At 43.7% G+C, this 12,962-nt stretch carries 9 protein-coding genes; 4 read left to right on the top strand and 5 right to left on the bottom strand.

All coding sequences use genetic code 11. The annotated features are described in order from the left end of the window. Positions 1-17: 17 nt before the first annotated feature. A complete protein-coding gene (locus I3252_RS04880; protein WP_238034394.1) occupies positions 18-1,241 on the bottom strand; it encodes an iron-sulfur cluster-binding domain-containing protein in 1,224 nt (407 codons plus the stop codon). Positions 1,242-1,678: 437 nt separating this feature from the next. Between I3252_RS04880 and ettA the strand changes: the two genes are divergently transcribed. Continuing rightward, the gene (gene ettA, locus I3252_RS04885) at positions 1,679-3,340 is read left to right on the top strand and encodes an energy-dependent translational throttle protein EttA (RefSeq protein ID WP_238034395.1); all 1,662 of its coding nucleotides are present in this window, start codon (positions 1,679-1,681) and stop codon (positions 3,338-3,340) included. Between the two features lie 144 nt (positions 3,341-3,484). Here the strand turns inward: ettA and plsB are convergent, their stop codons facing one another. After that, positions 3,485-6,298, bottom strand: coding sequence for a glycerol-3-phosphate 1-O-acyltransferase PlsB (plsB, locus tag I3252_RS04890; RefSeq protein ID WP_238034396.1), 2,814 nt, complete (start codon positions 6,296-6,298; stop codon positions 3,485-3,487). A gap of 258 nt (positions 6,299-6,556) precedes the next feature. Between plsB and ybaK the strand changes: the two genes are divergently transcribed. Continuing rightward, the gene (ybaK, locus tag I3252_RS04895) at positions 6,557-7,045 is read left to right on the top strand and encodes a Cys-tRNA(Pro) deacylase (protein ID WP_238034397.1); all 489 of its coding nucleotides are present in this window, start codon (positions 6,557-6,559) and stop codon (positions 7,043-7,045) included. Positions 7,046-7,152: 107 nt separating this feature from the next. Next, the gene (locus I3252_RS04900; RefSeq protein WP_238034398.1) at positions 7,153-7,527 is read left to right on the top strand and encodes a 5-carboxymethyl-2-hydroxymuconate Delta-isomerase; all 375 of its coding nucleotides are present in this window, start codon (positions 7,153-7,155) and stop codon (positions 7,525-7,527) included. 37 nt (positions 7,528-7,564) lie between these two features. On the opposite strand, the gene I3252_RS04905 is transcribed toward I3252_RS04900, so the two are convergent. Together I3252_RS04905 and I3252_RS04910 are read right to left on the bottom strand one after the other, a co-directional pair. Next, complete coding sequence (locus I3252_RS04905) at positions 7,565-8,047, bottom strand: hypothetical protein (RefSeq protein ID WP_238034399.1); 483 nt, start codon at positions 8,045-8,047, stop codon at positions 7,565-7,567. A 191-nt stretch (positions 8,048-8,238) separates the two neighbouring features. Continuing rightward, positions 8,239-10,059 carry an acyl-CoA dehydrogenase C-terminal domain-containing protein gene (locus I3252_RS04910; protein WP_238034400.1) on the bottom strand — a complete coding sequence of 607 codons (1,821 nt, stop codon included), beginning with the start codon at positions 10,057-10,059 and terminating at the stop codon, positions 8,239-8,241. A gap of 398 nt (positions 10,060-10,457) precedes the next feature. Between I3252_RS04910 and I3252_RS04915 the strand changes: the two genes are divergently transcribed. Then, positions 10,458-11,585 (top strand): FUSC family protein, encoded by a 1,128-nt coding sequence (locus I3252_RS04915; protein ID WP_238034401.1) that lies wholly within the window; start codon positions 10,458-10,460, stop codon positions 11,583-11,585. 95 nt (positions 11,586-11,680) lie between these two features. Here the strand turns inward: I3252_RS04915 and aroE are convergent, their stop codons facing one another. Continuing rightward, positions 11,681-12,541: a shikimate dehydrogenase gene (gene aroE, locus I3252_RS04920; protein WP_238034402.1), complete on the bottom strand. Its 861-nt coding sequence runs from the start codon at positions 12,539-12,541 to the stop codon at positions 11,681-11,683. Positions 12,542-12,962 lie beyond the last annotated feature (421 nt).

A 12,962-nucleotide genomic window follows, 5' to 3' on the forward strand; every position in this document is an offset into this window, starting at 1 on the left:
TTTTTATCATCGTGTTGCTAAATATCTAGCACCACATCAGTCATGGCAATGTTGATGCAAGTTTGAATAGATTCATAACCATCACTGCTTATTTTTCCTGTGTGAATATTTTTGACCACACCGCTGACTTTATTGCAGCGACACAACTGGCAGATACCTTGTCTACAACCATGCGCTAAGCGAATTCCTGCGTCCTCTGCGGCATTCAATAATGTCGTGCTACTATCAAACTGCCGTTGCCTCGCCCGTAAATAAACAGTATGTTGCGCTGCGTGTTTTTTGCTATCGAGCGCCTGTTTGTTATCAAAATTGAAATCAGGCGACGCATGACCAAAGTTTTCTACAATGATATTATCGCGCAGGTTTTTATTGTGCGGTAAGGTTATCTCTGCCGCTGCTTTATATAAGCCAGTCAACAGAGTCTGTGACCCGCATGCAAATATTTGCGTATCTGCCAGTGGTAGGTTTAATGCCAACAAACTGTCTACGCTCAAATGTCGCTTGCCCGCCAAATAAGTATCAGCTTTCTCGGTATTGACCAGATGATAGGTGAAAGCTGGATACGCTATGCTCATTTGTTGCCATTGGTTTTTGAACGGGAGCATTTCAGTGCGACTGTAATATAGCAACGTCACCTGATGTCCGTTGTCCAGTGCTTGCGTGATGAGTCCTAACATGGGCGTAATACCGCTGCCACCCGCGATAAATAATAAAGAAGCAGATTTTTCGACAGCTGATTTTGTCTGTACCGTTATAAATGCTTGTGCCAAAGTGAAAGAGCCACTGGGGACACTACTGTTGATGACACTGCCAAGTGCCATATGTTTGGTTAAATAATCCGAAACCAAGCCTTGCGGCTTAATAGCAATGGTAATCGCAAGATAAGGGGGTTGCTTTTTGCTATCTCTACTATCAATACTGTTGCTAGTAGCAGCATCTTGCCACCAGAGCGGTTGGTGCGCCAAACCTAATAATGAATAGCTGCGCTGATGATACACACCTTTAATAAGAAGGCTTAAGTTAAGATGTTGCCCACCCTGCCAACCACGTTGCGAACCCACTAATTGCCGTCGAAAAGCATGATTGGTCTCAAATCTGAGCGCTATTAAGTCATCGCCAAGGGTATATCGCGCAACAAGGCGCAGCTTTGGGACAGTGAAAGACCAAAACGGCTGTAAGTGCGATCCAATAAAATCGATAAATGCATGTTGAATCATTTCAGGGCGATAGCCGTTGGTCATATTATCAGTACCTTTGTTAATACTATCAAAATGATTGACATCATAAATATTGTGTTCACCTGTGCGCCAATTTAGCAGATATCACTTAGGTCAGGTCGCTCGAATTTGTTAAGATATCCTAACATGCTAACGGCTATTGATTAAATTTGCGAAAGTTTTGATGCAATTTTTTGTGGTCTTTATAAAACAGTTATAAGTCAGAATGTTAAGCGAAACGGTTTGATAGTAGGTTTCGTTACCGCTTTTAGCTAGAAAGCTGAGCACTCTGTGACAAAAGAAGTAAAACAATCGTTAAAACAATCTGTTGGCTTGCAGGGTATGCGCCACAATGCGATAATGGCTTATAATTTGTAACCCTGATTTTGAGGTGCAGCACGCTTGGCATCATTGCTAAGTATGATTCGCTTGCCTCTTTTATGCAGTCTATCGGAGTGTTAATGGCTCAATATATTTACACGATGAACAACGTGTCAAAACTTGTTCCGCCTAAGCGTGAAATTTTAAAAAATATTAACTTATCATTTTTCCCAGGTGCCAAAATTGGTGTCTTGGGTATCAATGGTTCAGGTAAATCAACCTTGCTACGCATTATGGCGGGCGTGGATACTGAATTTAGTGGTGAAGCACGCGCGCAAACTGGCACCAAAATTGGCTATTTGCCGCAGGAACCACAGCTTGATGACAGCAAAGACGTACGTGGTAACGTCGAAGACGGTATGCGTGAAGCCTTAGATGCGCTTGCTCGTTTAGATGCCATTTATGCAGAATACGCTGAGCCTGATGCTGACTTTGATAAGCTTGCTGAAGAACAAGGCAAGATGGAAGACATCATTCAAGCGTGGGATGCCCATAACTTAAATACTCAGCTCGAAAAAGCGGCTGATGCCTTACGTCTGCCACCTTGGGATGCGGATGTTAGTAAGCTGTCTGGTGGTGAAAAACGCCGTGTGGCACTATGTCGTTTGCTATTGTCACGCCCTGATATGCTGTTACTTGACGAACCAACCAACCATTTGGACGCCGAATCTGTTGCATGGTTAGAGCAGTTCTTGCAGAACTATAGCGGTACAATCGTTGCTATTACCCATGATAGATATTTCCTAGACAACGTCGCTCAGTGGATTTTGGAGCTAGATCGTGGCCATGGTTATCCGTATGAAGGCAACTATACTGAGTGGCTCGAACAAAAGAACACCCGTTTAGAGCAGCAGAATAAGCAAGAAGAGTCATTTGCTAAAGCACTGAAAAAAGAGCTGGATTGGATTCGCAAAAACCAAAAAGGTCAACAAGCCAAGTCTAAATCTCGTGTACAGCGCTTTGAAGAGTTGAACTCAACAGAGTTCCAGCAGCGCAATGAGACAGCTGAGATTTATATTCCGCCCGGTCCACGTTTAGGTAATAAAGTCATTGAAGTGAATAACATCTCCAAATCATTTGGTGATCGTCTGCTTTATGAAAACCTAAGCTTTAACGTGCCAGCTGGTGCGATTGTCGGTATCATCGGACCAAATGGCGCGGGTAAAACCACACTGTTTAACATGATTACTGAGCGTGATACGCCAGATACGGGTTCAGTCGATTTGGGCGAAAGTGTTAAAGTCGCTTATGTTGGTCAGGTACGTGACAACTTAGATGACAGCAAAACTGTTTGGGAAGAAGTGTCTGACGGTCTTGATATTATTACGGTTGGCGATTACACCACGCCAAGTCGTGCTTATATCGGTCGCTTTAACTTCAAAGGCTCGGATCAGCAAAAGCACGTCGGTCAATTGTCTGGTGGTGAGCGTAACCGTTTACAGCTAGCGAAGACATTGAAGCAGGGCGCGAACGTCTTGCTCCTTGATGAACCGTCAAACGATTTGGACATTGAAACCTTACGTGCGCTAGAAGATGCGATTCAGGTCTTCCCAGGTACGGTCATGGTCGTCTCGCATGATCGCTGGTTCCTTGACCGTATCGCGACTCATATCTTGGCGTTCGAAGAGGAAGGCCCAGTTTGGTTCGATGGTAACTATTCTGAGTTTGAAACGTATCGCAAAAAGACGATGGGTGATGCTGCCACTCCTAAGCGTATGAAATATAAAAAGATTTCGACCTAGGACTGTTATTTAAAAAGTAGTTGTTAAAAAAAACTACTTAGAAATTTCAAATTCAAAGATAAAAAAAGACCTCTAATCAATTAGAGGTCTTTTTTTGCTCAATATATTCAGTTTAGCTCATTAAATATTGTAGCTGGTTACAAATTAACGCTTACGCCCAAATTTACGCTGCTTTTTATTACTAATCTCAGTAATCGCATGAGTAATTTCTTCTTCATCTAAGCTGGCGACTTGCTGCAAAATCTGCATCATATCAGGCGTTAGCACGTACTTAGCATGACGAGCAATATCATTGATACGATGATCAAAGGTCAATACGCCGGTTTCATCATCTTTTTGCAAGTAATCGAGACGAGTCAAGGCACTGATGAAGCTGGTGAATAAGGCGCGGTCAAAGAAATCAGGAATATCGTCTGCATATAGTACAGACAGGCGCTGACCCAGCAGATGACACAGATCAACGACTTCGCTTTCAGTTAGATTGCCTGAGCCTTGCTGGGCGAGTAGGGCAAGCGTCATAAAGTAACGCTCAAGGCTCTGTCCGACAGGCGTCGCTAGCACTTGCAGCTGCTGATAGCATTTGCTGTTTGACTCAGGGACGCTGAGTACGCCATCGCTCAATTCTACAATTAGACCATGCGAGAGTAAGCTGTCGACTTTTTTGTTCAGGGTATCAGCCAAGCCATGTGCTGGGTAATATAAGAACAGCTCGCTTTGTAAAAATGGATAGAGTTGCTTAGCAATATTGTCCAAACGACTGCGTTCGATACGACCGTTACGCGCCACTAAGGCGGCTAAAAAAGACAGTAGAATAAAGACATGAAGGATGTTATTACGGAAATAGCTGAGCAATGCCGCTTGCTTGCCGGCAATCTGAATGATGTCGCCTAAGATATGCGGCGTACGTTCAATGAGCTTTAGCTTGATACCATAATCAATGATTTGCTGCGGACTCATATCTGTAATAACGGTATCATCTGAGTAGGACAACTGCTGAGCAAGACCTTGATAGAGAGCAATTTGCTCACGGCAGATTTCTTCATCTAAAGCCGCTTTAGGCGCTGATAATAATACCAATGATAATAACGAAACGGGCGTCACAACCGCCGCCTTATTGATGTGCTGCATGATTTTGACGCCGATGTTATCGACCATCGCGCTGGCTTTATCATCGAGCGGGGTATCGGTGCGATCCGTTGGCAAGCTATTGGCTGGCACATCGAATTTTGTCATAAAGTCGCTAAGATGCAGCGGTGTGCCAAAGCTTAGATGTACATTACCAAAGATACGCTCAATTTTACGACCAACCTTGAGTAAGCCTAGTAAAGATTCAGATTCTTTTGGCTTGCCTTTTAACTCACCAATATAGGTGCCACCTTCCATAATACGTTCATAACCGATATAAGTCGGAATGAAAACCACTGGCTTCTCAGAATGACGTAATTGACTGTGCACTGTCATTGCTAGCATGCCCATCTTCGGTGGTAATAAACGTCCTGAACGCGAGCGACCACCCTCGATAAAGTATTCAATCGGTGTGTTACGCGTAATAAGGGTGTGCATATATTCGCGGAGGACGGCGGTATAAAGTGCATTGCCACGAAAGCTACGACGTATATAAAAGGCAACCGCGCCGCGTAATAATGGCCCTAATACGGGTACATCTAGGTTGTCACCAGCAGCGACATAAGGAATGCTCAGACCACGCTTGTAGATGACATAAGATAGCAATAGATAATCGACATGGCTACGATGACAAGGCACATAAACCAGCTCATAGTCAGTTGCAAGCTCACGTACGCGCTCAAAATGATGGACTTCTACGCCATCATAGAGTTGCGTCCATAACCACGTTAAAAACTTATAAAAACCGCGCACGATGGAATGTGAATAGTCATTGACCATCTCATTGGCATAACCTTTAGCCAAGACACGGGCTTCACGTACACTGATACCAGATTCTACTGCTTCTGCCTCTATCGCATGTTTGATAGCTGGTGAATACACCAGCTTGTCTACTAAGTTGCGTCTGTCTGATAAATCAGGACCGAGCATACTGGCACGCTGCTTGTCTAAATAAACCGTAAGCCTCTGCTGTAGCATACGTACCAGTTCACGATTGCTGTCAGCGGTCGCTACCAAAGCATAATTTGGTGCTTCGTCAGCATCGCCCACGCTACTCGTGATGTCTAAATTGCTGTCTTTTGCAGGACTTTCTTTTACAGTGCCTTCTTTTACATCATCTTCTTTTATAGAGTTCTCTTTTGAATCAACGGCTAGTGAATCAAAAATAGAAAACCCTTCTTCATCACCTTTAAGGCTATCATTGATAAGGGTACGTAGATCTTGAGGTGGATGGAACTGTACAAAGGTGTCACGTCCCATTACTCCGATATTAAAGAGCTGCTTGGTGATGCTAGGGTCTTGCCAGTTGTCAGCGGTCAGCAGCTTAAACAGTGAATCCTCTTTTTCTGGGGCGCGTCCCCATAAAATAGAGACGGGCACCAAGCGTACTTTTAGCTCTGGATATTGCAAAACAGCAGACACCAAACGTGACAGGCGCGGCGATAGCTGACTGTCTTTGGCGCTTGGATGGTTCAAAAATATGATGGCTGCGTTTTCTTTGATATTATGGGCGGCATCATGTACCCCAACCAATGCTGGTGGTAAATTGTGCTCTTGCGTCTGCAGGTCAATCAAAATACTGTTGGAGCGCGAATAATCTTGCAACACATAAAATCTGAGCGTTTGATCGTCTGTATCGAACTCAGGTAATTCACCCAATAACTTAGGTTTAACAGCGACATCGAGTAGCTGCCCCGATAGCTTGCGATAAATTTGATTAATCGGCGCATTGGAATAAGGCTTGGGGGCGATTGGATTGACGTCAGTATTAGAAGCGCTGTCGGTTGTGACTGGCGCTTTAAAAATCCGTTTTTTTAAGAACTTCGGTATCATAATCAGTATCAAAAATAGTCAAATATGTTGCGCTTATGATGCCATAAAAGCCATCAAAGCGATATATAGTGTCTGTATATACTGCTAATATTAATACGGTCTGGTTACTATATAGTGAGTTAAGCCGCTCTTAATAAGCTCAAATAATTGAAAGTTAATGTATTTAGCGCAATAATAGTTCGGCGACAACCAAGAGTCACTATAGAGTAATTATGTTTAAATCTACCCTTTAATATCATTGATATAAGCTGAAATATTATGACACCAGCGATTAATCTTGCCAAACAACGCGCTCTGAACTATCAATTACACGACTATGTCCATGACAGTAATGCCGCCTCTTTTGGCTTAGAGGCGGCAGAAAAGCTAGGCGTGGATGTGTCACAAGTCTTCAAAACCTTGGTGGTGTCGACAGAGACTGGTGCGCTTGCCGTTGCTATCTTACCCGTGGATAAAACGTTAAACTTTAAAAAAACGGCTAAGGCGCTATCTTCGAATAAATTGCTGATCTGCAAAAAAGTGCAAATGGCGGATCCTAAGCAGGTAGAGCGTAGTACGGGCTATGTGCTAGGCGGCGTCAGCCCATTGGGACAAAAGAAGCGCTTGCCGACTATCATAGACAGCTCGGCTGCAGAGCAGACAACGATTTATGTCAGCGGTGGTCGCCGTGGTTTAGAAATTGAGCTGCCACCAGCACAATTAGCTGAGACCCTTGCTGCTAGCTTTAGTACTATTATTGATGAATAAAAAGTTACTGATGACTAAAAATCGTTGCCACTAACGGGCTGTTTAATCAATCCTGAAACGATGGCTAATATTTTATCCCCTCACTCATATTTTATAAGGACATATTCATGCCACATCTAACCATTCAAATGACGCCAAATGTCAGTATTGCTCATGAAGAATCATTTCTTAAAGCGTTAAATAAAGCATTATGGGACAGTGGGCACTTTGGCACGCCGACTGATATTAAAGCACGGATCGTGCCCATTGAGACATTTTTGGTAGGCGTTGAAGATGATGAGCAGGCGTATGGCTTTATTTATGCGCATCTAAAACTAATGACTGGTCGTGACATGGTGATTCGTAATCAGCTAGCAGGGCTGCTGGTGACGGCGATAGAGCAGGAGATAGGCGCAGAGCAATCAGGGCGAGCAGCCTTACAGATATGTGTGGAAGTTGAAGAAATTAGCGCGGTGTATCATAAAAAAATGCTGGGTAGCTAAAATGCTGATATCGTCCGAAACGACGATTTATCAATCGTTATAAATATTCACATAGCGATTTACTGGCATATGTGGGTAATATCATTACCTCAACCTTATAACCAGCCGTTTTGCCTTCAGTCGCCATCAAGTTGCGGGCAATACGTAAGCGATATTCTCCGGTTGCGGGTAGGCAGCCTTGATACACGATACCGCCTTTGCTGCCATCTTGCGTACCGTTTGGCATATGTAATACGCCGACATTGGCTGTCTCAGGCGTACCAGTAAGTGGTGCAATATTAATAACGGCATATTGCCAGCTGGTGGCATCAAAGCGATACCAGCGCTCATCTTCATTGGGGCTTAATTTGCCAGTGACCGTACTACTGATCGCGCCTTTGGCAAATCTAATAGGAGTGTCAGGGTTTTTAGCCAGCTCCGTAGCACTAGTTGCGCTAAAACTGATCAGTGCCGTACTGAGCAGTAGCACTCGTATAACTGATGAGGCTAAAGACGTTTTTTGATAATCAGTGGATAACATGATTGGCTCCTAAAATGGCCATTTATCTATAATGAGTTACTCATTAACCGTCATCTATGATGTATATTTATTATCGATAGGCTTTAATGAGAAGGTCTGTACTTTTAGTTAAGCATAAAAAAGCGCCTACATGCTAGGCGCTTTTTTTATTAATTACTGTTTAATTGTGATGCTATCTTAGTCTAAAAAACTTAGTCTAGAAAAGCAAAGTTCTCAATCTTCATTGCTGTCATGCTTTCACTTGGTGCAACCATGGCTTCGGCATGCCCCGAGGTACGTGGTAACAACTTATCAAAGTAGAATTCAGCCGTTTGGATCTTAGCTTTGTAGAATTCTGGTGATTCAGCGCCGCCGTCTTCTAGCTTGTCATAAGCAACTGCTGCCATACGCGCCCAATGATAACCCATCATGACATAGCCTGAGTACATCAAGAAATCGTCTGATGCAGCAGAGATGATTTCACGGTCTTTACGCGCCATTAGCATCAAGCGGACAGTCAATGTATTCCACTCAGCACATAGCTTGGTGAGCGCCCAAACAAATTTACGCATGTCTTTATCAAGTGCATACTCACCACACCATTTCATAATGCTTGAGGTGTAATCACGGATGATTTTGCCTTTAGACTGCAAGATCACTTTACGACCGAGTAAATCCAATGCTTGAATACCAGTTGTACCTTCGTACATGGTGGCGATACGAGCATCACGAGCAATTAGCTCCATGCCCCATTCTTTGATATAACCATGACCGCCATAGACTTGCTGACCGTGTTTGGCCGCTTCAATGCCTAGTTCAGTTAGGAAGCCTTTTAGGATTGGTGTGTAGAAACCCAATTTGTCATCCCATTTTTCAAACTCTTCATCATCGCCATTGATGATACCCTGTGCCATTTTATCAGCATAGCGCGCAGAATGATAAATCATCGAGCGACCGCCTTCGGCAAAGGCTTTTTGGGTCAATAGCATACGACGTACGTCAGCATGGTTGATGATGGCATCAGCAACTTTTTCAGGCTCTTTCGTGCCTGATAAGGTGCGCATAGAACGGCGATCTTTTGCATACGGCAGCGCGTTTTGGAATGACAATTCAGTATGCGCCAAACCTTGGATACCAGTACCAATACGGGCTGTGTTCATAAAGGTGAACATAGCTTTTAGACCTTTGTTCGGCTCACCAATTAAGTAACCCACGGCATCATCAAAGTTCAACACACAAGTAGCCGATGAGCTAATGCCCATTTTGTGTTCGATCGACCCACAAGTCACACCATTACGCTCGCCAATTTCACCCTCAGTAGTTGGTAAAAATTTCGGTACGATAAATAATGAGATACCGCGTGTGCCCTCTGGAGCATTTGGCAAACGTGCTAAAACAATATGCACGATGTTTTCCGTTAAATCATGCTCACCACTTGAGATGAAAATCTTAGTACCGCTAAGCTTATAAGAGCCGTCATCTTGTGGAATGGCTTTAGACTTAACTTGACCCAAATCCGTACCACATTGCGGTTCAGTCAAGCACATGGTACCAGCCCAAGAGCCTTCGACCAATTTATGCAAGTAGGTTTCTTTTTGCTCATCGGTACCATATTGCATAATGGTATTGATACAGCCAGTTGATAGACCAGGATACATTGCCCATGGCCAGTTCGCCGTACCGATCATTTCAGCTTTAATTAAGTTCAATGAGGTCGGTAAGTTCATACCGCCGTACTCTTCAGGGTAAGAAATACCTTGCCAGCCGCCTTCTACAAATTGATCATAAGCTTCTTTAAAGCCTTTAGGGGTTGTGACCACACCATTTTCAAAATGACAACCTTCAGCATCTGCTGGTTGATATAAAGGCGCTAAGACATTTTCAGCAAAATCTGCCATCCCTTGAAGAATCATATCGACGGTTTCAGGATCGGCATTTTCGCCATTATCCAAATCTTTATAATGAGTTTGAAAGTCGAAAACATCATTTATTAAAAACTTGATATCACGTAAAGGTGCTTTGTAAGTTAACATAGTCGCTCTCTTTAGTTATTCGCTATCATAAATGGCTAGCTCAGTAGTTGAGCCACGTTTCATGTAAAAGGGTGTTTAATTATTTGGGGTAAGAATAGACGATATCACGGCTCGTCATTCAGATTTATCAAAAACAGCTCATCCATTTTGATTGCCTTTAAGGCATCCTTGATAAAAAACAGCTGTCGCGGCGTTACTGTCAGTATAAATCTTCTATAGCGACAAATATATAACTAATAACTAATATTCATAATTAATATTTTAAATCAAAACATTAATTTATGTATTGATGGATTCGGTTTTTATCAGCGTCTGTGGTTAAGTACCTATTAATGATAGATGTGAACGTATCAGAAAAACATTTTTTAACTGCATTTACGATATAAGGAAAGCCAATTATGAGCGCATCTAAGCGCAAGGCAACGCGAGCATCTTGGCTGACAGCGTTATTTGCTCGCATAAAGGCTTTAATTGATGGGGAGCTGGCGCATCTGCTGACAGTGAACCGTAGTAAGAGACCGTGGCATATGCCGATTATCGCGGCGATTGCGATCAGTTTCCCTGTGTTTGTGGGCGCTTATTTTGATGCTTTATCGTCAGGTATCAAAGCGTCTTTGGGGGCGATGGTTATTTTGAATATACCGTTAGTGGGCAAGCTGCCGTATCGATTGGTGACGGTGATGGCTTGGGGTTTTGCCATGTCGCTGTGCTTTGCGCTCGGTCTCATTGCTCAGCAAATCCCGCTATTAAAACTGCCGATATTTACGCTCATGGCGTTTGGTATTGTGATTTTTGGACGTTATTATCGTCAGCCACCGCCAGCGGGACTGTTTGTGATGATGGCAGGCGCTATTGCGCTATTTATACCGCTGCCTTTGGAAGACATCTTACGTGCAACTGGACTGGTGATGCTTGGCAGTGGCTTTGCTTTAGTGATGGCATTGCTGTATTCGTTATTTTTACTGGCGACGCGCCCAGCAACGCCGACGCCTACTTATAGCTACGAGCCAGATACTATTACTGAAAGTGTGATTGTCGCCAGTTTTGTCAGTTTAGCCTTGCTCATCGCCGTCACTTTACAGCTGTCCAACCCCTATTGGGCAGCAGTTAGCTGCTTTTTGATTATCCAAGGTATTCATTTGCGTACCATGTGGATTAAGCAAATACATCGTTTACTTGGTACAGTATTGGGCGTGGTTTTGGCGAGTTGGATGTTGTCTTGGGGATTGTCAATATGGGGTGTCGCACTGGCGATACTGACGATGATGCTTTGTATCGAGACGTTGGTGGATCGACATTATGGTTTGGCAGTCATATTTATCACGCCGCTGACGATATTTATTGCAGAATACGGCAGTGGTCTACCGTTTTCTGAGTCCGCCTATCAAGAAGTGATTCGCACGCGCCTTTTTGATACTGTGATTGGCTGCTTGGTGGGTCTGAGCGGCGGCGGAGTGATGCATTCGACCAACTTACGCATACCACTACGGCGTATCGAAAACTGGCTGCTGGCGCGCTTTAGCTAATTGATGAGTGTCAAATCATCAGTACGTTTGAAATCAAGTATTAATCAAAGTCGCATGAGCTAAGTTCATGCGACTTTTTTTATGTCAATTTTCGATTAACGATTGTGTAGCGTTTCGGTCGCTTGCGCAACATCGATCGTATGACCTGTCCAACGCTCAAAACTTAGCGCTGCTTGCCCGATGAGCATGCCATAACCATCAGAAATCTGTGCGCCACGCGCAGAAAAATGCTGCAGAAACGGTAGCGGGCGTCCGTACATCATGTCATAAGCATAGTCACCGTTTAGCGTGTCGCTTAGTGGTAGCGTATCTGCTGATAAACCAATAGAAGTCGCATTGATGATAATATCAAACTGTCCATTTAAATCCGCTGTGCGACAAGTTTCAATCTGCTGCTCATGAATAGCAGTGCTTGCCGCGCTAAGCTCAATGACTAACGCTGTTGCCTTGCTCAGCGTGCGATTGGCAATCGTAAGATGTGCGATACCGGCTTCAATCAATGGCAATATTACCCCACGTGCTGCGCCGCCTGCACCAATGAGTGCCACACGTGCACCATTCAATGGCCAACCCAAACTTACGATGTGATTGACCAGTCCTTGTCCATCGCTATTATCGCCATACAATGCCTCAGTAATTGGCACGCCACTTTTTACCAGCGCTTTATTTAGTAACAGCGTATTGACTGCGCCTGCAACTTTGGCATGCTCCGATAAACCACCGCGCGCCGCGCAGCAGTCATAAGCGATTTGTTTAAAAGGTACAGTCACGTTGGCTCCAACGCCGCCGCCCTGAAAAAACGCCTCAAGCACCGCGGTAAAACTGGCTGCATCATCGGGACAATATTGGCGTTGATAGCTAATCTCAATACCCGTCTGCGCTGCAAATAACGTATGAATTTCAGGGGATTTGCTGTGGGCAATGGGATTGCCGATAACGATAAAATGCTGGGTCATAATAGGTCTGCTTGCGATAAGAGGCAAAAATTAATCAGTGGAAGGGCATTGATATACAATCATCATAAGGGATAACGCGATATTTGACAAATCGGTGGTCTAACGAGTAAACACTTGAATAGGTAGGTTTTTTGACAGATTAGGTCTTTAACAAATCTGTACTGTCTGGGAGCGTTATCCGTAACGTAAAGGGTGGTCAAGTGTTAAGCAGTTGGGTAAACTAGAGAGTATGAAAATTTTATATTGATATTTTGGCAGTTGCATAACTATCAGTAACTGAACTGTCAAAAACCAAGTCATAGGAAACTGACATAACAAACTGAGTCATAAAATATCAAGCATAAGAACGCTTGTTTAAAAAATATAAGGGGCTGTAGTAGATAAGCACTATGCTAGACTACTTTTATGAAGATAACCCGTT

The sequence above is a fragment of the Psychrobacter sp. Ps4 genome, from assembly GCF_022129285.1.
GTDB classification, from domain to species: Bacteria; Pseudomonadota; Gammaproteobacteria; order Pseudomonadales; family Moraxellaceae; genus Psychrobacter; species Psychrobacter immobilis_A.

Bases quoted from the DNA above. Each gene is read 5' to 3' on its own strand.
- I3252_RS04900 (WP_238034398.1), top strand. From the start codon at position 7,153: ATGCCACATCTAACCATTCAAATGACGCCAAATGTCAGTATTGCTCAT.
- aroE (WP_238034402.1), bottom strand. From the start codon at position 12,541: ATGACCCAGCATTTTATCGTTATCGGCAATCCCATTGCCCACAGCAAA.
- ettA (WP_238034395.1), top strand. From the start codon at position 1,679: ATGGCTCAATATATTTACACGATGAACAACGTGTCAAAACTTGTTCCG.
- I3252_RS04880 (WP_238034394.1), bottom strand. From the start codon at position 1,241: ATGACCAACGGCTATCGCCCTGAAATGATTCAACATGCATTTATCGAT.
- I3252_RS04910 (WP_238034400.1), bottom strand. From the start codon at position 10,059: ATGTTAACTTACAAAGCACCTTTACGTGATATCAAGTTTTTAATAAAT.
- I3252_RS04915 (WP_238034401.1), top strand. From the start codon at position 10,458: ATGAGCGCATCTAAGCGCAAGGCAACGCGAGCATCTTGGCTGACAGCG.
- plsB (WP_238034396.1), bottom strand. From the start codon at position 6,298: ATGATACCGAAGTTCTTAAAAAAACGGATTTTTAAAGCGCCAGTCACA.
- ybaK (WP_238034397.1), top strand. From the start codon at position 6,557: ATGACACCAGCGATTAATCTTGCCAAACAACGCGCTCTGAACTATCAA.
- I3252_RS04905 (WP_238034399.1), bottom strand. From the start codon at position 8,047: ATGTTATCCACTGATTATCAAAAAACGTCTTTAGCCTCATCAGTTATA.